General features: G+C 42.9%; 16 protein-coding genes and 3 tRNA genes. 11 read left to right on the forward strand and 8 right to left on the reverse strand.

The genetic code is table 11. The annotated features are described in order from the left end of the window. Positions 1-3: 3 nt before the first annotated feature. Positions 4-1,134, reverse strand: a complete 1,131-nt coding sequence (locus AX660_RS01525; RefSeq protein WP_068371499.1) for a PEP-CTERM sorting domain-containing protein — start codon at positions 1,132-1,134, stop codon at positions 4-6. A gap of 272 nt (positions 1,135-1,406) precedes the next feature. On the opposite strand from AX660_RS01525, the gene AX660_RS01530 reads away from it, so the two are divergent. Beyond that, on the forward strand, positions 1,407-1,760 hold the full coding sequence (locus AX660_RS01530) for a VOC family protein (protein ID WP_068371502.1): 354 nt from the start codon (positions 1,407-1,409) through the stop codon (positions 1,758-1,760). A 90-nt stretch (positions 1,761-1,850) separates the two neighbouring features. On the opposite strand, the gene rnhA is transcribed toward AX660_RS01530, so the two are convergent. Beyond that, on the reverse strand, positions 1,851-2,312 hold the full coding sequence (rnhA, locus tag AX660_RS01535) for a ribonuclease HI (RefSeq protein WP_068371505.1): 462 nt from the start codon (positions 2,310-2,312) through the stop codon (positions 1,851-1,853). Between the two features lie 80 nt (positions 2,313-2,392). On the opposite strand from rnhA, the gene dnaQ reads away from it, so the two are divergent. The 7 genes from dnaQ (at position 2,393) to lolE (ending at position 7,329) form a co-directional block, all read left to right on the forward strand. Then, positions 2,393-3,100 carry a DNA polymerase III subunit epsilon gene (gene dnaQ, locus AX660_RS01540; RefSeq protein ID WP_068371509.1) on the forward strand — a complete coding sequence of 236 codons (708 nt, stop codon included), beginning with the start codon at positions 2,393-2,395 and terminating at the stop codon, positions 3,098-3,100. A 13-nt stretch (positions 3,101-3,113) separates the two neighbouring features. Beyond that, positions 3,114-4,607: a TIGR03503 family protein gene (locus AX660_RS01545; protein ID WP_235594629.1), complete on the forward strand. Its 1,494-nt coding sequence runs from the start codon at positions 3,114-3,116 to the stop codon at positions 4,605-4,607. A gap of 273 nt (positions 4,608-4,880) precedes the next feature. Continuing rightward, positions 4,881-4,957 (forward strand) — tRNA-Asp (locus AX660_RS01550). Between the two features lie 35 nt (positions 4,958-4,992). Further along, a tRNA-Asp gene (locus tag AX660_RS01555) sits at positions 4,993-5,069 on the forward strand. 27 nt (positions 5,070-5,096) lie between these two features. Continuing rightward, positions 5,097-5,173: transfer RNA gene (locus AX660_RS01560), tRNA-Asp, on the forward strand. Positions 5,174-5,398: 225 nt separating this feature from the next. Then, complete coding sequence (gene lolD / locus AX660_RS01565; RefSeq protein ID WP_068371512.1) at positions 5,399-6,094, forward strand: lipoprotein-releasing ABC transporter ATP-binding protein LolD; 696 nt, start codon at positions 5,399-5,401, stop codon at positions 6,092-6,094. Next, positions 6,094-7,329: a lipoprotein-releasing ABC transporter permease subunit LolE gene (lolE, locus tag AX660_RS01570; RefSeq protein WP_068371516.1), complete on the forward strand. Its 1,236-nt coding sequence runs from the start codon at positions 6,094-6,096 to the stop codon at positions 7,327-7,329. The genes lolD and lolE overlap by 1 nt, the downstream gene beginning before the upstream one ends. 69 nt (positions 7,330-7,398) lie before the next feature. On the opposite strand, the gene AX660_RS01575 is transcribed toward lolE, so the two are convergent. Continuing rightward, positions 7,399-8,736: a dicarboxylate/amino acid:cation symporter gene (locus tag AX660_RS01575; protein ID WP_068371519.1), complete on the reverse strand. Its 1,338-nt coding sequence runs from the start codon at positions 8,734-8,736 to the stop codon at positions 7,399-7,401. A 138-nt stretch (positions 8,737-8,874) separates the two neighbouring features. Here AX660_RS01575 and AX660_RS01580 point away from each other — a divergent pair, with 138 nt between their 5' ends. Further along, positions 8,875-11,184: an Ig-like domain-containing protein gene (locus tag AX660_RS01580; protein WP_068371522.1), complete on the forward strand. Its 2,310-nt coding sequence runs from the start codon at positions 8,875-8,877 to the stop codon at positions 11,182-11,184. A gap of 44 nt (positions 11,185-11,228) precedes the next feature. Here AX660_RS01580 and astB read toward each other — a convergent pair whose 3' ends face one another. After that, entirely contained in the window at positions 11,229-12,569 is a 1,341-nt protein-coding gene (gene astB, locus AX660_RS01585) for an N-succinylarginine dihydrolase (RefSeq protein WP_068371529.1), read from the reverse strand. A 335-nt stretch (positions 12,570-12,904) separates the two neighbouring features. On the opposite strand from astB, the gene topA reads away from it, so the two are divergent. After that, positions 12,905-15,544 (forward strand): type I DNA topoisomerase, encoded by a 2,640-nt coding sequence (gene topA, locus AX660_RS01590; RefSeq protein ID WP_068371532.1) that lies wholly within the window; start codon positions 12,905-12,907, stop codon positions 15,542-15,544. Positions 15,545-15,741: 197 nt separating this feature from the next. Continuing rightward, on the forward strand, positions 15,742-16,296 hold the full coding sequence (locus tag AX660_RS01595; RefSeq protein ID WP_068372042.1) for a DUF2058 domain-containing protein: 555 nt from the start codon (positions 15,742-15,744) through the stop codon (positions 16,294-16,296). Between the two features lie 574 nt (positions 16,297-16,870). On the opposite strand, the gene fur is transcribed toward AX660_RS01595, so the two are convergent. From fur to AX660_RS01615, 4 genes are all read right to left on the reverse strand, one after another. Continuing rightward, positions 16,871-17,290 carry a ferric iron uptake transcriptional regulator gene (gene fur / locus AX660_RS01600; RefSeq protein WP_068371534.1) on the reverse strand — a complete coding sequence of 140 codons (420 nt, stop codon included), beginning with the start codon at positions 17,288-17,290 and terminating at the stop codon, positions 16,871-16,873. Positions 17,291-17,470: 180 nt separating this feature from the next. After that, positions 17,471-18,622 (reverse strand): ABC transporter permease, encoded by a 1,152-nt coding sequence (locus AX660_RS01605; protein WP_201027382.1) that lies wholly within the window; start codon positions 18,620-18,622, stop codon positions 17,471-17,473. Beyond that, a complete protein-coding gene (locus AX660_RS01610) occupies positions 18,619-19,545 on the reverse strand; it encodes an ABC transporter ATP-binding protein (RefSeq protein WP_068371537.1) in 927 nt (308 codons plus the stop codon). Before AX660_RS01610 ends, AX660_RS01605 begins: the two co-directional genes overlap by 4 nt. Next, the gene (locus tag AX660_RS01615) at positions 19,545-20,519 is read right to left on the reverse strand and encodes an HlyD family secretion protein (RefSeq protein WP_068371540.1); all 975 of its coding nucleotides are present in this window, start codon (positions 20,517-20,519) and stop codon (positions 19,545-19,547) included. The genes AX660_RS01610 and AX660_RS01615 overlap by 1 nt, the downstream gene beginning before the upstream one ends. Between the last annotated feature and the right edge of the window lie 305 nt (positions 20,520-20,824).

Consider the following 20,824-nt stretch of genomic DNA (forward strand, 5'->3'; position numbering starts at 1 on the left):
GTATTAACACTGGCATTTTCTGCGAATAGTAAAAAATAACAAACTCAGCATCAACAGAGCAAACGATGCTGGCTCAGGCACTGAATTACTTGGGGTAACGCCCGGACCACTAATAGCTTTAAAGCCGAGTTCGCCGTTTTCAAAGGTGGGTAAATTAAACTGATACAGCCCACTTTCAATGCCATTAATGGGGGAACTGGTTAAAGACTGGGCAGCTAAAAAACGACTGGTTAAATTTGTGTTCACAGGACCACCCGCACCACCCCGGCCAATAGGGTCACCAAAGGCGCCATAGGCAAGTGGGCAGGCAGTCCGCCCTGTGTCATAGCAAAAGGCGTTAGAGAAGGTGGTGACTTCGGTAATGTAGGTTAAATTGCCTATTTCACCAGGTGCAAGCATTAGCGATTCGGGAAACTCCACTAGAAAATCTGTCGCTTCCCAGTCGAAACTGATCTGCTGTTCACTTCCCACTGGGGAGGTTTGACGGAAGTTTTTTAGGAAAAATTCTATGTCAGAAAAGTCTTGTACTATGGTATTAGGGGCGCCGTTTTCGCCAAGAACGAGTGACAATCCGCCGCTCAGTTGAAACAAAATATCTTCACCTGAGACAACTTTGAAATCAAAACGAGTGCCCACGGCAGCCGTTCCAGCTAGGACCTCATTACCCACATCTTGCCAAGTATAGTCGCCATCATCACGCAAGCTGCACGACCGCATATTGAACCCGCTACAATTAGACACAAACATACCTAACCCTGCAGGGGTAATTTGTGAATTCAATGTTGGGCGTACTGTGGTATTGCCGGTGTTTTCAAAAGAAATATCGACCACAGTGCGAGAGGTTGATGTTACCTGTTCTCCGTATGATGCATTGCCGTTCTGGAATTCGACTACACCAACACCAACTCGAGAAGTGGTATCAAAAAAAGCCGAAGAACCAAAACCTGAGCCGCCATATTCTTCGCTGATTTGTGCACCTGAAAAATTAACGACTATCGGGTTGCCATCGACATCGTCTCTAAATGTGCCTGTCGCGGTAGATTCAGTTAATACACCAATGATATTGGCATGCACTGCGTTTTGCACCGATGTTAGCAAAAGTAATAGGGGGATGGATTTGAGAAATTTGCTCATAACTATAGAAGTCCATTTAATAAAGTTGTCTTTACAATAGCCGTATGAGTGGTGTTCTACAAGCCTAATATGTTTAAAAATCAATCAAATTGGTTGGTGTAGTCAGCTCTGTACTTTGGTAAAAATTCTGTAAGGGGGAGTTAATTTTTCCTATTGCATTAACAATATATTGAAACAGTACACCTAGGTTTTTGGTTAAATCAAAAAGAAGTAGGATATGTCTTTGCCACTTGTTAAGCTAAATTCGAAAAAATTTCAGAGAGATCTTTGTCATGACACAACATCATAAAATTAATTACATTGAAATTCCGGTTAAAGCCTTAGCGTCCAGTAAGGCGTTTTTTAAACAAGTCTTTGGTTGGAGTTTTGTGGATTACGGCGATGATTATGCAGCCATTACAGGGGCTGGCATTGACGGAGGTTTATATTCATCGGATAAACAGGTATCAACCAAAAAAGGCAGTGTACTTGTGGTGCTTTATAGTGATGATCTAGTACAAACCCAAAAAGCCATTGTCGCGGCAGGTGGTAGTATATTGGTACCTACCTTTGAGTTTCCTGGAGGTAAGCGTTTTCATTTTTGTGATGTAAACGACAATGAATATGCGGTGTGGAGTGATAAATAGATCTTTTAGCAGCGAGTAGCGAGCTCAGAACTCAGAGCGAAACAACGTGTGGCTGTTTATTAGCTTTTGCTCGAAGCTCGCCGCTCTAAGTTAGGGCATAAACCCTTTATCTTCTAATTGATTTTTACTTTCAGCACCCGCTCTGGCCAGTTGGTCACAGGCTTCGTTTTCGGGGTGGCCTGAATGACCTTTTACCCAATGCCAAGTAACTTTATGGCGATTGACTTGCTCATCTAAACGTTTCCATAAATCGACGTTTTTGACCGGTTTTTTGTCTGAGGTGCGCCAGCCATTTTTTTTCCAGTTGATGATCCACTGATTAATGCCGTTTTTAACATACTGACTGTCGGTGGTGAGGTTGACGCTGCAGGTCTCGGTTAAACAAGCTAACGCCTCAATAGGCGCAAGTAACTCCATGCGGTTATTGGTAGTGTGTTTAAAACCTTGGCTGAGTTCTTTACGATGATCGGCAAAAATCATCACAGCGCCGTATCCGCCCGGTCCAGGATTACCTAAACAAGACCCATCGGTAAAAATTTCAATTTGTTTCATGTATTTATGCAAAAAATATAATTTGTCGCAGTATAATGACCATGACTTGTAATGCTACAAAATTTTAAAAAGAGTATGAAATGCGTCAGATAGTACTAGATACCGAAACCACTGGTCTTGATCCTAAACAAGGCCATCGCATAGTCGAAATTGGCTGTGTAGAAATGATCAACCGCCGCCTGACAGGCAATACCTTTCATGTATATATCAATCCTCAGCGAATTGTTGAACAAGAGGCGATTGCGGTACACGGTATTACCAACGAGTTTTTAGCGGATAAACCCGTATTTAGTAGCATTGCCAAAGACTTTATCGAATTTATAAAAGGTGGCCAGTTAGTTATTCATAATGCGCCTTTTGATATCGGTTTTATGGACAGTGAGTTTGCCAAGATGATCAGTCTGGCAGGTCAGAAAACCGCGGATATTTGTACGGTATTAGATACCTTGGAAATGGCGCGCCAGTTGCACCCAGGTCAAAAAAATAATTTGGACGCCTTGTGTCGACGTTACGGCATCGATAACTCTCACCGCGAAAAGCACGGCGCGTTATTAGACTCGGAAATTTTAGCCGATGTTTATTTGATGATGACAGGTGGTCAAACTGACTTAAATTTGTCAGGTAAAGCCAATACAGAGGGGGGAGCGCAGGTAGAAACGATTCGACGTTTGCCTGCCGATAGAAAACCGTTAAAGATTGTCACTGCTACGGCCGATGAATTAGGACAACACGAACTGCGCCTTGATTTGGTGATGAAAAAAGGTGGTAGTTGTCTTTGGCGGCAATAATTAATGGACAGGCATGTTAAATAAGAACCGAATAAAAGCCTCAATATTCCCTTATGGCATGATGGCCGCTTATCTAAGCTGCCTCCTGATTGCTTTTAGCTGGGCGCAAAATACTCATGCTCAGCAACCGATAGTCGCAGCCAATAGCGTAAAAAAAATTCCGCAGTTTAATGAAAAAATTGCCTTGCCACTAAGTGCAAGTGTCGCTGCTGCTAGTGATAAATCAACCGATAACGATGTTACGGATAAAGAAAAATCTCCACTAAGTTTGCTGGGGTCTGCCTACCAAAATGGTATTCCTTTATTACAAAATCGCTTTCGTATTGATTTTACAGTAGACGAACTGACGATGATCTTTTTTCGTGAGTTTGGTAGTGCGCCAATTGTATTAGTGCAGCCTGATGGCACCAAAATTTTCCAGTCGCAGGCAGATGGGGACAATCTTTTTTGGTTTGATGCTGCCACTTACGACATGATCAGTATAAAAAAACCGACACCAGGCCCCTGGCAAGCTGTGGGACAAATCAGTCCAGGCAGTAGAGTGATGGTAATAAGTGATTTAGCGTTACACGCCGACCCGCTGCCCAGAATTATTTTTTCTGGTGAAATTCTCAAACAAACTTCTTACCTCACTAACCATGGTAAACCCATTGATTATTCGGCGTTTCGGGATGTAGTGGAACTAAGAATCGACTTTGTTAGTACCAATAATCCCAATTATAATAACTTTGGTTCTGAATCTCAGACCATAGCGACCTTTGAAGACAATGGTAAAGGCATGGATGAGAGGCCACTTGATGGTACTTTCACCGGTCAGTTTAATTTAGCCGTCGCTGATGGTGAATGGATGCCGGTGTTTTCAGTTTCAACTCCGATGTTTTCTCGCGAGCAGGTAGATCCTAATTTAATGTTGTACCCTAATCCTATCAAAATCTCCGTAGATATTGACGAGGGAGGCAAGGGCTTTCATAAGATTTTAATTGATGCAGAGCGTCAACATGTTGATATGTCTACCTTATTATTGGATGGAAAGGTACGTTTCCCTAGTGGTGATATTCAGAATTTTTCCATCACTGACATGTCATCTGCTGTGCGAGAGCATTTAATCGTTAACTACGAAACGGGTGTTTATCGGGTCAAACTTACCGCCTACGGCAATACCGTGGATGGTCGAGAGTTTATTTTGGATGTGCCCGAATATAGCTTTTTAACTGAAGAGCCTAAACCTATCACGACGAGCCCTGTTATTGATGGGGCTAATCCATCTGTGACCGGGTCTGAGTTAGATACAGCCAATATAGTGACAACTGATCCTGAAACGGTAACTCCTCCAGTATCTGCCGATCTAATTGCTGAGCCAAATCTTGATCAAAGCATAATGACTGAGCCCGAATCTAGTATGAGCAAAACCACTATGGTGCTCATAGTGGTGCTGCTTAATCTGTTTATTATTGGTTTTGGTGGTGCCGCCATTTGGTATTTTCTGCGTAAAAAAGCGTTGAAATAAATCAATTCGAATAGATCGCAGAGTATTCTTCAATAAAACCACGTTGCAATGCTTTTATATTGTTTGTTTTTTTAAGGCAACTTACTCTGAATTAGCTCTTTTTTTGCCCTTGTTCAGCAAAATCGGTTAATCCTCCAGCAATCAAACCGCATATCTGTAATTTGCTCTAAAAAGCAGTTGACTCACTAGTGCCTAACCCGTATTATCTGCGCCGCGGTTGACGAGGTGGATACTATATTTGTCACGTAACTGCTTGATAATGTTAAAGAATGTGGAGTGGTAGTTCAGTTGGTTAGAATACCGGCCTGTCACGCCGGGGGTCGCGGGTTCAAGTCCCGTCCACTCCGCCAACTTTAATTTTGTCAGTTTTTGTTTTGATTACGCTGGAGTGGTAGTTCAGTTGGTTAGAATACCGGCCTGTCACGCCGGGGGTCGCGGGTTCAAGTCCCGTCCACTCCGCCAACATCAAAACAAATAGTATTTAACAGCGGAGTGGTAGTTCAGTTGGTTAGAATACCGGCCTGTCACGCCGGGGGTCGCGGGTTCAAGTCCCGTCCACTCCGCCATTAAATACAAAGTTTCATCTTAATTCCAAACAATCCTCTGATACTTTTTTATTTCCTTGTAAATTCCCGTTTTTTATCACTATTTTTGAGCCTTTAGCTTTGTTCATCCACATTAATTGGTATGATAGGCGCATCTATTCGACTTAATACTAAATTCTTGTGCTTTTATACGGTAATTCATGCACTTAGACTTAGCATCATTGATATTGGGACTTGTTCTAGACCATGAGTGAATTACTCACCTGTACTAACTTAAATAAAGAATTTAACGAAGGGGCACACAAGCTCCAGGTCTTGAAAGATGTCAGTTTTACCATTGGTAAGGGTGAGCAAGTTGCCATTGTTGGTAGTTCGGGGTCCGGTAAAAGCACCTTATTACATTTGTTAGGCGCGCTGGATAAACCCTCTAGTGGTAAAGTGTATTTTGAACAACAAGACATCTTCCAATTTTCGGCTAACCAGCAAGCACAGTTTCGTAATCAGTCTCTCGGTTTTGTTTATCAGTTCCATCACTTGCTGCCAGAGTTTAGTGCGCTAGAAAATGTCGCTATGCCGCTGTTAATTGCTAAACAGCCAGTTAAACAGGCTGAACAAACAGCCCTCGCTATGCTGACAAAAGTGGGCTTGCAACATCGAGCGAGTCATAAACCTGCGGAATTGTCAGGTGGAGAGCGCCAACGGGTGGCCATTGCTAGAGCGCTAGTTAATCAGCCTAAGTTGGTACTTGCCGATGAACCTACGGGTAACCTTGATCAAAAAACCGGTGAGAGTATTTATCAATTGTTACGTGAATTACGTGAACAGTTGCAAACCAGTTTTGTGGTGGTTACTCATGATGTGGGTTTAGCCAATAAGCTGGATCGTTCTCTCAACTTAATTGATGGTGTATTGCAAGTTACAGCAGCAACGGAACTGACCTAATGTCATTGGTGTTTAAACTCGCTTGGCGCTTTCGCGCTAATAAACGTCAGAATGGCTTTATTTCATTTATCTCGGCATCTTCTACCGTAGGCATAGGGTTGGGCTGTTTTGTCTTGATCTTGCTGTTATCGGTGATGAACGGCTTTGAGCGTGAACTTAAAGATCGTTTATTGGCGATTATTCCCCATGGCGAATATACCGCAGTAGATATTGAGGGCTTAGCTAACTGGCCGGAAGAAATCGTTAAATTATCTCACGATCCCCGTATTACCTTTATCGAGCCCTTTGTTAAAGCCACAGGTATGTTGCAAAAGGGTAATTTGCTTAAAGCTGTCGAAATGTCGGCGGTAAGCCCTGACTTTGCTGAGCAAAACCAACAAGTTACTCAAGTATCCAACGAACAATGGCAGGCATTTATTCGAAGTGAAAATGGCGTGTTGTTGGGGCAGGGGATCATGCAACACCTTGATGTTAAAGTCGGTGATAGTGTGCAGCTTTTATTACCACAGATTTCTGCTGACCTTAGTTTACGAGCACCTAAATCGTTATGGTTAGAAGTGCTTGGTAGTTTAAATTTAGAAGGTGAACTGAGTAATCATATCGCTGTGATGCAGATGTCATTAGCAGCAGAAAGTTTAGGGGTTAAAAACGGTGCTCAAGGTATTCGCCTTCGTTTTGTTGATCCCTTTGCGGCACCCTCCATTGTGCCTGAATTGGGCTTTGCCATGGAGCCCGAAGTATATATGTCTGACTGGACTCGCACCGAGGGTAACCTTTATCAAGACATCCAACTTGTGCGCAGCGTGGTTTATATCGCGCTAATCTTAGTGATCGCCGTCGCCTGTTTTAATATTGTCTCGACCTTAGTCATGGCGGTTAACGAAAAACAAAGTGAAATTGCCATGTTAAAAAGCATGGGCGCCAAGGACTCATTGATTATCCAAACCTTTATGTTGCAAGGTTTGTTAAATGGATTAATTGGAACTGTATGGGGCGTGATATTGGGCGTGTTAATGGCCCTTAATTTAGCCGATGTGGCGCGGTTTGCTGAGAAACTATTAAATATTCAGTTTTTATCAGGCGATGTTTATTTTATCGACTTTTTACCCTCTGAATTACATTGGAATGAGGTGGCATTAACCGCCATTATCGCAGTAATTTTAAGTTTATTAGCTACCTTATATCCCGCCTTTAAAGCCGCTAAAATCAACCCTGCTCGGGTATTAGGACATTAGTTTATTGGTGTTTGTAAAAACAGAGCGTTGTATTAACGCTCTATTTTTGATTCTGTCGACCTATAAAATTTAAGGTAATTCTTCGTACTTGCTGCCTGCATTCGGATTGTTATAAACCGCAAGATCTATTTCATTTTCACTTTTTGCCACGATACAAGACACCACACAATCGCCGGTAACATTAACGGCTGTGCGGGTCATATCCAGCAAACGATCTACACCGATAATTAGAGCAATACCTTCGACGGGTAAGTTAACTTGTTGCAACACCATGGCTAGCATCAATAAACCGACACCGGGTACGCCTGCTGTGCCGATTGACGCGAGTGTGGCGGTGAGTATGACCATCAAAAAGTCAGTAACACTTAAATCAACATTGTACACCTGAGCGATAAATACCGTGGCGACACCTTGCATAATAGCCGTGCCATCCATATTAACCGTTGAGCCTAAGGAAAGAGTAAAAGAAGCAACAGAGTTTTTAACACCGAGTTTTTTGTTCGCTGTCTCAATCGTTACTGGAAGAGTTGCGCTGCTACTGGCCGTACTAAAGGCAAAAATGGCGGTATCACGCATTTTTTTCAGTAAGGTGATCGGGTTAAGGCCGCTAAATAATTTTAATATTATTGGGTAGGTAACTAAGGCGTGTATAAATAAAACAAACAATACTAAGAAAAAGTACTTAGTTAAACCCTGAAATACTTCGATATCAGTGGTGGCTGCTAGCTTCGCCATTAAGGCAAATACGCCATAAGGTGCTAGGTTCATTACGATAGTAACGATACGCATGATCACTTCATTTAAATCATCAAAAAACGTACGCAGACGAGAACCTGATTCACCCTTTACCATTGCCAACGCAATACCAAAAAATGCTGCAAATACAATGATTTGTAACATGTTTCCCTGAGCCATTGCATCCACCGGATTGGATGGCATCATATCAATGATAACTTGTGCTAAAGAGGGCGCTTGTTTGGCGGTATAGGTACTATCAGAGGCGAGATCAATACCACTGCCAGGTTGTACGATTAGCGCAAAAACTATCGCTAAACTGATGGCTATTGCCGTTGTACCTATATATAAACCGACAGCTTTGCCACCTAAACGCCCGAGTTTAGAGGGATCAGAAAGATTGGCGGTACCACAAACCAAAGACACAAATACCAAAGGCACAACTAGCATTTTTAGTGCTTTGATAAACAGGGTTCCTAGTATGGTAAATATACCCTCTACTAAAAAGGCATACGTAGAAAACTCGGTGTTAAATACACTAAACGAAAAATCTCCGCTATCATCAGATAACAATTGCAACAAGGTTCCTATGGCGATTCCGATAGCCATGCCGATAAAGATGCGAGCGGTTAGACCGAGTTTTTTGTGGGGAGTGAGATTGGCGGTTGTCATAACATTCCTGAATTTATTATTAGTATTGAATACGATCTAGTTTGACCGTTTAGCATAGACTAACAAGATTGTTGATTAAGCTGAACTAATAAAGTGTACAGCAACGTCACTTAACCATTATGTGTGCAAGGATTTTATATGATGTTACGTTTGAAAACTCTGATTGGGTGTTTGCTTCTTTCGAGCTTAGTGGCTTGTGGTGGCGGAAGTGGTGGCGGCCTTGAGCGAGAGCCTACAACTGGGGGCGGAACTGGCGGTGGTACTGAAACTACAACCGAACGTAGCATCGTTTTATCCTTAACTGATGCCAGTGGTACAGCGTCAAAAGAATTAAGCAGTGAAAACCCACTGACATTAACGGCAGTAGTAAAAGATGCTAATGGTAATGATCTTAACGACATATTGGTGACTTTTACCTTTGCTCCGACGGGATTAGCAAACTTTACAAATGATTCTGGTACAGCAACAACAGGTACCACAGGTATTGCAACTATTGGTTTAACGGTAGCGGAGAATTCAGGAGCCGGTGAAATAGTAGCAACTATAAGTAGTGGTGAATCCAAGACCATTACTTATAATTCTGCTGGCATAACCGAGCAAAATGAACAACCAGCTTCTTTAGACTTTTTTGCTAGTTCTTTTCAATTAGCCTCGAGTGGTTCAGATGAAATTGAACTTATCGCTTTAGTCAAAAATACCCAAAGTATTCTTGTTTCAGGTGTTCCTGTGTCTTTTTCAGCGGCGGTTGGAGATGATGCTACCATTCAGATAACTCAGGGTATTACCGGTCCTGACGGTACAGCAAGAGCCTTATTAACCACCCAAAACAAGCCCAGAAATCGCACCATCAAAGTAACTGCCAGTGCAGGCACTTTGACCCAAAACTTAAACATCCAGGTTGTGGGTACGCAGGTGATATTAAACTCCGATCCCTCTGTGGTGGTTGGTGGTTCTGCTGAAGTGACTATCTTATTAGCAGATTCTGATGGTAATGGCATACCTAACCAAAGCCTGAGTTTAACTTCGCAAAACGCGAATACCTTTAGTAATGCCAATCCTACTACTGATGAAACAGGCCAGGTATCGGTTATTTATAATGCAAATAATTCTGGAGTTGATGTTATTTCTGCTTCAGCGCTTAATGCTGTAGGGACACAAAATATCAGTATTCAGGAAGATAAATTTGAATTTAGTGCTGTACCTACCAAGGATATTCCTTTGGGAGAGTTGGCGACACTGGTTTTAGATTGGTCAAAAGATGGCAACGCTTTTGTCGGTGGAAATGTAAGTTTTAATACCACCAGAGGAACCTTGACGAGTGCCAATGGTGTCACAGATGCCAATGGTCAGGTGAGTGTGAGTATTAGTTCTAATAATGCAGGCCAAGCGACTATTTCTGCGCAAGGGGTAGATGCTAACGGCAATATAGTCAACACTCGTCAAGTAGTGGAGTTTATCGCCACAGATGTTGACAATATCATTATTTCTGCGAGTCCAAATGCGATTGGGCCAAATGGGCAAAAGAGCACTATAACGGCTGTGATCAGAAATCCACAAGGCAATTTAGTAAAAGGTAAAACCGTTAACTTTAGCGCTAATGATGTAAGTGGTGGCCGAATCTCACCTGCAACCTCTGTTACTGATAGCAATGGTATTGCTTCTACAGTTTATACCTCATCTGCGGTGACTACCGAAAATGGTGTAACGATTACCGCTACTGAAGTTGAGTCATCAATTGCCGCCAGTACCAAAATTACGGTCAATGGCCGAGCACAATTCATCTCAATAGGTACAGGTAATTCGATTCAGATCCCAGATGAAACCTCTTATCTGAAAACCTTTACCGTATTTGTCACCGATGCTAATTCAAATCCGGTTAAAAATATTAATTTGACGGTTACTGGTACTCCGGTTAAATCCAATGAGTTTTTAGATCCTCAGGCTCAGCTTGGTGATGCAAATTATCAATTAATCAAACCTGCATTTTATAAAGGTTATTGGCGAGCATATCCAGACCCCAACGCATTCGAGTATTGGGTTCCGGAGACTACAATAGGTTGTTCCAATGAGGATAAAGACGACGACGCAATTGAGGATCCTAATGAAGATACCAACGGTGACAATGAACTTACCCCAGGTAATATAGTGTCAATTGATGGTAACGTGACTACCGATGATAATGGTCAGGCATTAATTGAATTACGTTACGCGAAAACATACGCAGCATGGGGTGTGATTAAGATTACAGTGAGTACGCCGGTGGCGGGAAGTGAATCACAAGCGAGTCAATATTACAGATTAGCGGCCGCTACCAGTGATTTAGAAATAGAAACTACTCCACCTAATACCAACCCATTTGGTTCTGGCGTTAATATGGTTGAAGATCCAAATAATCCGGGTAATCTCTTTGACGATGGTGCAAACCGAACCTGTAGTAATACTCTCTAATAAATCAAGCCCAGACTCTGTTCTGGGCTTTTTTTTGGTCGAATCTAAATTAACTGAAACGGATAAACCGAACCGAGCTTAAGCAATTGAGTTAATTCATCTAAAGCAGTGCGTGATTCAAGTAATAGTTGAGGATCACGTAAATCGTCAATCAATAACTGGTCACGGTAGTGTGTATCTACCCAGTTGTTTAAGCGTTCAAACAAAGCATCGTTCATCAAAGTACTTTGATTAATGGCGGCGCATTCCTGCTCGGTCATTGCCACGCGTAAACGCAAACAAGCCGGACCACCGCCATTGCGCATACTCTGTTTTACGTCGAAAAATTTCACTTCCTTGATGGGCGTATTCAAACTCACTAATTTCTTAAGATAAGCTGCAACGGCTGGATTTTCTTCACATTCTGAAGGCGCAATGATCGCCATATTGCCATTAGGTAAGGTAATTATTTGGGTATTAAATAAATAGCTTTTTATGGCGTCTTGTACACTAACATCTTGGCTGTCGACTCGAATAAAATGTAGCTCTTTATCCCCAAACTTACGTTTTATCTCAGACAATGCCTGCTCAGTTTGATGGAAAGCCTGATCATGGTAAAACAGTACATTCTGATTACCCACTGAGATCACGTCGTTGTGGAATACACCCTGATCAATGACTTGTGGATTTTGCAATATATACACAACTTTGTCGTCATTTAAGCCATGCAAACGAGCCACCGCTTGGCTGGCTTCAAACGTTTGGCGTGCTGGAAACTTAGTTGGTGCAGGTTTGCTGTTATCAAAAGCGTGGCGACCATAAACAAAAATCTCGACACCTGCCTCACCATAGGCTGAACATAAACGAGTATGGTTGGCAGCACCTTCGTCCCCAAAATGTTCGTTGTCGGGTAAATGTTGGTGATGAGCAAAATGTTTTTGATCCTTAAAAATGGCTTTAAGGATATTGCCAGTCACTTGCGGCTCTAAGGAGCGATGAAATTTATTGGTTAAATTGGCCGGTGTGAAATGCACTTTTCCATCTTGTGTATCAGCGCTGGGTGAAACCGTGGCGGCATTGGCTGTCCACATACTGGATGCCGAACAACATGCCTGAAAAATTGCCGGTGCTTGTTTGGCGGCTTTATTTAATACTTCGCTATCGCTGCCAGAAAAACCTAAACGCCGCAATGCATACACGTCAGGTCGCTCCTGCGGTGCCAGCACGCCTTGAATCATGCCAAGGTCAGCCAAGGCCTTCATTTTTTTTAATCCCTGCTTAGCTGCCTGTTTAGGGCTGCTAGATGCACTCGCATTATTTAACGAAGCCACGTTTCCATAAGACAAACCTGCATAATTGTGAGTAGGGCCGACTAAACCATCAAAATTGACTTCAAACTGTTTCATTAAAACCTCTTTTTTGTTGTGCATGTAGGTCTAAAACACGTGTTTTTAACCGACATTATTATGTTTGAGTCGCCTAAGTAACAGGGGCAATAATAAGTGATAGGCGCGAATGGCTGGGCATTATACTGCTTTTGTTGATGCTGCCAACTTTGTGCCTGCATTATTTCGCTGCTTGAGTCGATGGAAAAAAAAGAATTTAGGATAAGTATGAAGAAGAACTTGTTTTCTATTCACTTTGTCGATATATGTTAAAAAGCAAATTTCAACGACAAACTACGTAATAGGTTTGTTTTTTGATTGAAAACCTAAAAAAATCAAAAGGTTAATACCAATATATGGCAAAGTCTCTAGTCATTGTCGAGTCTCCGGCAAAGGCAAAAACAATTAATAAATATCTCGGCAATAATTTTATTGTGACATCCAGTGTCGGTCACGTTCGAGACCTCCCAACTAAGGCTTTAGGTAAAGTAGCGCCTAAAAAACCAGCAAGTGCGTTAAAAACGTTATCAGAAAAAAAACGCAATGAGTATTTACGTCACTACGAATATCAAAAATTAGTTGATCGCATGGGTGTTGATCCCAAAGATAATTGGCATGCCCATTACGAGGTCATGACGGGTAAGGAAAAAGTGGTTAATGATTTGAAAAAATTAGCCAAAAATGCTGACACTATCTATCTCGCAACGGATTTGGATAGAGAAGGAGAAGCGATCGCTTGGCACTTACAAGAAATCATCAACGATCCGACAAAAGACTTTCAGCGAGTGGTATTTAACGAGATCACTAAAAATGCGATTCAGGATGCGTTTTCTCATCCAGGTAAAGTCAACATTGAACGAGTAAATGCCCAGCAAGCTAGGCGTTTTTTAGACCGCGTAGTGGGATTTATGGTATCCCCACTATTGTGGAAAAAAGTTGCCCGTGGTCTATCTGCAGGCCGAGTACAATCGGTGGCTGTGCGTTTGGTGGTAGAGCGTGAGCGTGAAATCAAAGCCTTTGTGCCAGAAGAGTTTTGGGACTTACACGCTGATTTATTAACCGCGAAACAAAACGATCTGCGTATGCAGGTGGTTAAATATAAAAATGACAATTTCAAACCACTGAATAAAACCCAAGCTGAAACTGCGCAAAATGCACTGCAAAATGCCAGTTATACGGTGGTTAGTCGTGAGTCAAAACCAACTCAAAGCAAGCCATCTGCGCCGTTTATTACCTCTACTTTGCAACAAGCTGCAAGTACTCGTTTAGGTTTTGGCGTGAAAAAAACCATGATGATGGCGCAGCGTTTGTACGAAGCTGGGCATATTACCTATATGCGTACCGATTCAACCAATCTTAGTGCTGAAGCAGTTGAAACTTGCCGTGCATACATCACGGACAATTTTGGTGCGAAATATCTACCGAATCAAGCGCTTACCTATGGCAGCAAAGAAGGCGCGCAAGAGGCTCATGAAGCCATTCGTCCATCAAGCGTAGCCGTTAAAGCCGAATCCTTAACTGAAATGGAGCGTGACGCCCAGCGTTTATATGATTTGATCTGGCGTCAGTTTGTAGCCTGTCAGATGGTTAACGCGCAATACGATGCCAGTACCATACGAGTAGAAGCCAAAAACTACGAATTAACCGCTAAAGGCCGAGTTTTGAAATTTGATGGCTGGACTCGTGTGCAAAATCAAGCACGTAAAAAAGGTGAAGAAGACTTAATGCTGCCTGATGTTAAAGAAGGCGAAGTACTTAAGTTAAAACAACTTGATCCTAAACAACACTTTACTAAACCGGTGGCACGTTTTAACGAAGCCTCATTGGTTAAAGAGCTTGAAAAACGTGGTATTGGCCGTCCATCTACTTACGCCAGTATTATCTCGACAATTCAAGATAGAGGTTATGTACGACTCGATAGTAAACGTTTTTATGCTGAAAAAATGGGCGAAATCGTTAACGATCGATTGATGGAAAATTTTGACGATCTGATCTCCTATGACTTCACCGCCAAAATGGAACAGCAACTGGATGATATCGCTAACGGTAAAGCATCGTGGAAGGGCGTATTAGATGAGTTTTACAGTGAATTTGAAGAAAAATTAGTACTCGCTGAAAAACCGGCTGAAGAAGGCGGTATGCGTTTGAATCAAGCGGTTCCTACTGAAATTGAGTGTAAAGTTTGTGCACGCCCAATGAATGTCAGAACGGCAAGTACTGGGGTGTTTTTAGGTTGTTCAGGTTACAATTTACCACCCAAAGAAAAATGCACAGGTACCATGAATTTGGTGGCTGGCGACGATGCGATAAAAGTTGAAGATGAAGACGAGTTAGAGACAGAATTACTCCGTGCTAAACGCCGCTGCGGTGTGTGTGGTACTGCCATGGACAGTTATTTGGTCGATGAAAATCGCAAATTGCATGTGTGTGGTAATACTCCAACCTGTGAAGGCGTGTATGTTGAAAACGGTACCTTTAAGTTAAAAGGTTATGAAGGCCCCTTGTTAGAATGCGATAAATGTGGCGCTAACATGGAGCTTAAAAACGGCCGGTTTGGTAAATATTTTGGCTGTAGTAGCGATGAATGTAAAAACACCCGTAAGTTGCTAAGAAATGGCGAAGCTGCGCCACCTAAAGAAGATCCGGTTGATTTGCCTGAGTTGGCATGTGAAAAGTCTGATGCTCACTTTGTTTTACGTGACGGGGCTGCTGGGGTGTTTTTAGCGGCGCATAATTTTCCTAAATCAAGGGAAACCAGAGCGCCTTTGGTTAAAGAGTTAGCGCGTTTCAGAGACAGGCTGTCGGAGAAATTTTACTATCTAGCCGATGCGCCAGCTAAAGATCCAGATGGTAATGCAACTTTGGTGCGTTTTAGCCGCAAAACAAAGCAGCAGTACGTGATGACTGAAAACGCTGAAGGCAAGGCTACTGGCTGGTCTTCTTGGTATGACGGTAAAAAGTGGAAAGCCGAAGACAAACGTAAAAAAACGACTTAAGCTGCCACAAAAAATAAGTGCTCGGTGATATCCTCACCGAGCTTTTTAGTATTAATACTCAAAATCATTGGAATTGCACGGCGGCGGCAGAAGAATGAGACCCAAGAGCTTAGTTCATTAAGTGATTGGGGCGAATGAATGCCGCCAACAAACGTGCGGTTTCAAGGATGATGGGTGTATCAAATGGTTTTCTTAATATGGCCCTATCACTTCAAGAACAACTCCTTAAAGCTGGTTTAACCGATAAAAAAAAGGTTAAACAAGTTAAGCAACAAAAACATAAACAAGCTAAAGAACAGCAACGACATAAAGTGGTAGAAACCAACGAGGCCAAAGAGGCCGCTGCCGCTGCAATTGAAGCTAAAAAAAATAAAGATCGTGAGCTTAACCAGCAAACTAAAATTGAAGCGGAGAAAAAAGCGGTTGTCGCCCAGATAAAGCAGTTGATCGAAGTGAATAAACAGCCACGAGGTAAGGGAGACATTGTCTGTAACTTTACTGATGGCACTTTGATCAAACGTATGTATGTTAATGCGGCGACACAGAAAGATATTTCACAAGGCAAACTCGCCATTGTGAAATATGAACAAGGTTATGAGTTAGTACCTATGCCAGTGGCCGATAAGATTGCAGAACGCGACTCGCAATTGGTCGTTTATCGAGTGGATAATCTTAGCAAAGAAGACAAAGCCAGCAGTGAACAAGACGATTGGTATGCCGATTATCAAATACCCGATGATTTGAGTTGGTAACGGTTATTGCTGCGCGACTGAGTATGCGTTGCACTTACAATGCATCGCTTCGCGACACAGCATGCGCTGTCGCTTACCGCAATCTCGATAACTGCTCCCTGCGTTATTCTACCTTCCAACATCCATGTTGGTCGCATGCGGGTATGACATGTCGTCCCTGACACGCCAGTCACTTTGTCCCTAAAGCCGCAAAAAGTAACCACAAATTCATCTGGAATGAATTTGAACATCCGAAGGATGGCCCGAAGGGTGAAATATAGGGACATATTTCATAAAAAGGCCCACTCTCCAACCAACTTACTGCTCCAATTTTATCAGCACCTTGTTGATCAAACCGGTGTGAGTCTGCGTCCCTATGCACTACACGCCTTGTCCAGACGTCCCTGTCTGGACATTTGACAAGGCACTAATGAAATTGGGTAAGTTGGAGTCGAGAGGAAAATCAAAAGCATCGGCTTCGCCGACAATGATTAACGGTGTGCGCTGCACATAATCTTGGTCGCGAAGCGTTAAGTAAGTGAAGCGCAGGCCCTGTCGCGTAGCGATAATTCATCGCTGCGCAGCATAATAAAACCTAGTCTTCGTCACACTCTGTTAAACATTCGCCGTAGAGATACAAGCTGTGGTGGGTGAGTTTAATATTGTGGCGCTTAGCGACTTCGTCTTGACGTCTTTCTATCACTTCGTCTTCAAACTCAATCACTTTACCGCACTTTAAACACACTAAATGGTCGTGATGTTTTTTATGACTAATTTCAAAAACTGATTTACCGCCTTCAAAGTGGTGGCGGTTTAAGATCCCAGCATCATCAAATTGGTTAAGCACTCGATATACCGTGGCAAGGCCGATTTCTTCACCATGTTCGATTAATAATTTATACACATCTTCAGCACTGATGTGTTGATTGGCGGGTTCTTGAAGGATTTCCAGTATCTTCAAACGTGGCAGGGTGATTTTTAATCCTGCTTTTTTTAGTTCTTTATTTTGGTCCATTTGCTTACTGATAAATAAGTGGTGGGGTCATTATAAGGTACTCGGTACGATTTGAAAGACAAACGAGCAGAATTGCCATTTAAGTTTTAGATTTAAGCTAAAAAGTTAGCAGGCTGACTTAGATAATTAGCTATTGCTTGGTAGTTTGTCATATTTAACGACAGATGCAGGGCTAAACAATTAATCTAAGGTACGTTTATAACGCAAGATTGCTAGCAGACCAACGGCAAGGGTAAAAAGCACAATAGCTAACAATTCTTGCGCCACAGTATAAAAATCAGCATTTTTTAACATGACTCCTCGAACTATGCGCAAAAAATGCGTTAGGGGTAATACTTCTCCTAGCCACTGAGCCCAAATTGGCATACCACGAAATGGAAACATAAAACCCGATAGTAATAAGGAAGGTAAAAAGAAAAAGAAGGTTAACTGCATGGCCTGCATCTGGGATTTTGCCAAGGTTGAAAACGTAAAACCTAGGGCTAGGTTAGCAATAATAAACAAGCCTACGGAGGCCAGCAGTAAGGTTAATGATCCGGCAAAGGGCACTGCAAATAAATAATAAGCGGCCAATAATATCACTGCGGTTTGCACTGCGCCCACACCCACGTAAGGCATTATTTTGCCAAGCATCACCTCAAGAGGTTTGGCTGGCATGGCTAATAGGTTTTCGATAGTGCCTTGCTCTACTTCGCGGGTCATGGCCATGCCGGTGATCATCACCATAGTCATGGTAATTATTACTCCAAGTAGACCGGGAACAATATTATATTGGGTTAAACCTTGCGGATTGTAGCGTCGGTGAATGATCAGTTCGACTGGCGATAAACCGGGATTTAAGTCTGCCAATGGACCTTTTAATTCATGGGTTAAGGCGCTGTCGATAATGGTTTGCGCGCGGCTGATGGCGTTGGATGATGCTGAAGGATCGCTCGCATCAGCTTCTATTAATAATTGCGGACGCTCTCCCTTAATCAGACGACGAGTAAAACCACTTGGAAAGGTCACTACAAAAGATACATCGCCCTTGGCCAGTAATGTATCGGCTGCAGCTGGGTCTTGTAAGTTATATTTAAGGTGGTAATAACCCGAGTTTTGTAGACCATTTAACAAGGTTCTGATAATGGGACTTTGTTCTTCTGCCACCACTGCGGTGGGAAGTTGTTTGGGGTCGGTATTGATCGCGTAGCCAAATAACACCAGTTGCATCATGGGGATCCCCAGCATCATGGCAAAGGTCATACGGTCGCGACGCATTTGGATTAGCTCTTTATTAGCGATGGCCAGTAAACGTGCAAGGCTAGCCATCAATCCTGTTGGTAGTAAGCTCATTGATAACTCCGTTTATCCTGACCGGCTTTATCCATCAGTGCGATAAAGACATCTTCGAGACTGGGTTCGACGGCTTGCCAGTCAACGTCGGGCGCGACCTGCTGGATTGCCTGTAGTAGCTCAGCTTTATGATAGCCACTGACATGTAAGGCTGCTCCAAAATAAGAGGCATGAGCGATGGCCTCGTGAGCTCGCAGTTTTTCAGTGATTAAACGCACACCTTCACCTTGAGCTCGATAGGTAAAGAGTTTGGCGTTATGGATGATGTCTGGCACAGTGCCTTGGGTGATCAACTCACCATTGGCCAAATAGACGATTTTGTCACAGCGCTCAGCTTCGTCCATGTAATGGGTGGAAACCAAAACTGTCAATCCTTGGCTTGATAAGTGATGAATCTCATCCCAAAAATCACGACGGGCTTGGGGATCAACCCCTGCTGTCGGTTCGTCTAGCAAGAGTAATTTAGGCTGGTGCATGGTCACGGCGGCAAGGGCTAAACGCTGTTTCCAGCCACCAGAAAGTTCTCCTGCCAGTTGTTTTTGGCGATGGTGCAGACCTAATTTTTCTAAGGTTTGTTGCACGTAGGCTTTGCGCCCCGGGAGTTGATATAAACGAGCCACAAAATCGAGGTTTTCGTGAATGGTCAAATCATTCCAAAAGGAAAACTTCTGGGTCATGTAACCTGTCAAACGGCGAATTTGTTCTGCTTGTGTGAGTACATTAAAACCAAGGCATTGGCCACTGCCTTTATCGATTTTAAGTAAACCGCAGATCATGCGAATGGTGGTGGTTTTACCCGAACCATTTGGCCCTAAAAATCCCCATACTTCGCCTTTGGGTAGTTGCAGATCAACACCGTTGACCGCCACTTTGTCACCAAAGCGTTTGACTAAACCTTGCACATCAATGGCTAACTCAGTCATTAAAGCTGCACTGTAACGGGCAAACCCGGACGAAGTTGGCTCGAGTCATCGTCATTATTTTTTAAACGTGCTTCGAGCATAAACAGCAGTTTTTGCCGTGTTTGCTGGTCGTAAATTACCGGCGGGGTAAATTCGGCAGTTCGGTTGATATGAAAAAGTGTCGCAGCGATAGGACCATCAATACCATCAGCAGTGATCTGAATGGTTTGTCCAACAGAGAACTGACTTAATTGCGCCTCTGCCACAAAAAAGCGCACCACTAAAGCATGCTTAGGTAAAATTGCCACGACGGGTTTGCCCGCGGCGACAAATTCCCCAGAGCGATAAAATACCTCTTCAATCTGCCCGCTAACCGTACTTTTGGTTTGGCGCTGAGCTAACTGCCAGTTGGCTTGCTCTACTACCGCTTGTGCCGCATGCTGGGCTGCATCGGCGCTGTTAATTAACTCTTGTCTAGCACCAAGTCTAGCGACTTCAATACTGGCATTAATACTATGTAACTTGGCTACACTGCTGGCGTAATCGGCGTTAACCTTAGTGGCAGTTGCTTCTGGTGCCAAGCCTTGAGCAACTATTTTATTCCAACGAGCTTGTTCACTTTTCGCCAAATCTACCGCCACCTGAGCCGCGCGTTGTTGGGCTGTCAGTTCGTCTAGTTCTTCCTGTCTGGCACCGGTTAAACTATTACGTTCTTGAGCTTTGGCCTGAGCAAGGCGTGCTTGTGCTTCTTTTACTTGAGCTTCTTGCTGTAATTGCTCTAACTGAAATAGCACTTGGCCTGCTGCTATTTTTTCTCCGGCCTGCACTGGACTGTCGGTAATCCAACCAGATTGAGGTGCGGCGATATACAACAACTCTGCTTCCACATAACCGACAAATTCATTTGATTGTTCTGGGCTTGAACAGGCTAACAGACTGCTAGTTATGCTAATAATAAGCAGTCTGTGTAATTGACTGATAGTGGATTTAGGCATGCGTAGACTCCGTTTTTAAACTCAATACACGGTTTAACTTCTGACACTGTAACTTAAATAACGCATCAATATTTAATTGAGCTTGGACGTATTTTTCAAATAGAGCATATATTTCAAATCTTATACTGCAAATTACTGAATGTTCAGAAAAAAATGTCATATAGTTCGGAGATGCGTAGTCTAGACAAGGACTGAGCGCCTTGACTTTTAGTGTAACCAGCAGAGTAAAAAGTTACCGAAGTTATGATTGAACTTATCTATCGAATTGAAATTAAACCTGAGTATAATCGCGACTGATTTTGAGT

This window comes from Paraglaciecola hydrolytica (assembly GCF_001565895.1).
Taxonomy (GTDB): Bacteria; Pseudomonadota; Gammaproteobacteria; order Enterobacterales; family Alteromonadaceae; genus Paraglaciecola; species Paraglaciecola hydrolytica.

Excerpts from the sequence above, each read along its gene's own strand:
- AX660_RS01525 (WP_068371499.1), bottom strand. The coding sequence starts at position 1,134 with ATGAGCAAATTTCTCAAATCCATCCCCCTATTACTTTTGCTAACATCG.
- dnaQ (WP_068371509.1), top strand. The coding sequence starts at position 2,393 with ATGCGTCAGATAGTACTAGATACCGAAACCACTGGTCTTGATCCTAAA.
- lolD (WP_068371512.1), top strand. The coding sequence starts at position 5,399 with ATGAGTGAATTACTCACCTGTACTAACTTAAATAAAGAATTTAACGAA.
- AX660_RS01610 (WP_068371537.1), bottom strand. The coding sequence starts at position 19,545 with ATGACTGAGTTAGCCATTGATGTGCAAGGTTTAGTCAAACGCTTTGGT.
- rnhA (WP_068371505.1), bottom strand. The coding sequence starts at position 2,312 with ATGAAACAAATTGAAATTTTTACCGATGGGTCTTGTTTAGGTAATCCT.
- fur (WP_068371534.1), bottom strand. The coding sequence starts at position 17,290 with ATGGACCAAAATAAAGAACTAAAAAAAGCAGGATTAAAAATCACCCTG.
- AX660_RS01605 (WP_201027382.1), bottom strand. The coding sequence starts at position 18,622 with ATGAGCTTACTACCAACAGGATTGATGGCTAGCCTTGCACGTTTACTG.
- AX660_RS01615 (WP_068371540.1), bottom strand. The coding sequence starts at position 20,519 with ATGCCTAAATCCACTATCAGTCAATTACACAGACTGCTTATTATTAGC.
- AX660_RS01530 (WP_068371502.1), top strand. The coding sequence starts at position 1,407 with ATGACACAACATCATAAAATTAATTACATTGAAATTCCGGTTAAAGCC.
- AX660_RS01575 (WP_068371519.1), bottom strand. The coding sequence starts at position 8,736 with ATGACAACCGCCAATCTCACTCCCCACAAAAAACTCGGTCTAACCGCT.
- topA (WP_068371532.1), top strand. The coding sequence starts at position 12,905 with ATGGCAAAGTCTCTAGTCATTGTCGAGTCTCCGGCAAAGGCAAAAACA.
- lolE (WP_068371516.1), top strand. The coding sequence starts at position 6,094 with ATGTCATTGGTGTTTAAACTCGCTTGGCGCTTTCGCGCTAATAAACGT.
- AX660_RS01595 (WP_068372042.1), top strand. The coding sequence starts at position 15,742 with ATGGCCCTATCACTTCAAGAACAACTCCTTAAAGCTGGTTTAACCGAT.
- AX660_RS01580 (WP_068371522.1), top strand. The coding sequence starts at position 8,875 with ATGATGTTACGTTTGAAAACTCTGATTGGGTGTTTGCTTCTTTCGAGC.
- astB (WP_068371529.1), bottom strand. The coding sequence starts at position 12,569 with ATGAAACAGTTTGAAGTCAATTTTGATGGTTTAGTCGGCCCTACTCAC.
- AX660_RS01545 (WP_235594629.1), top strand. The coding sequence starts at position 3,114 with ATGTTAAATAAGAACCGAATAAAAGCCTCAATATTCCCTTATGGCATG.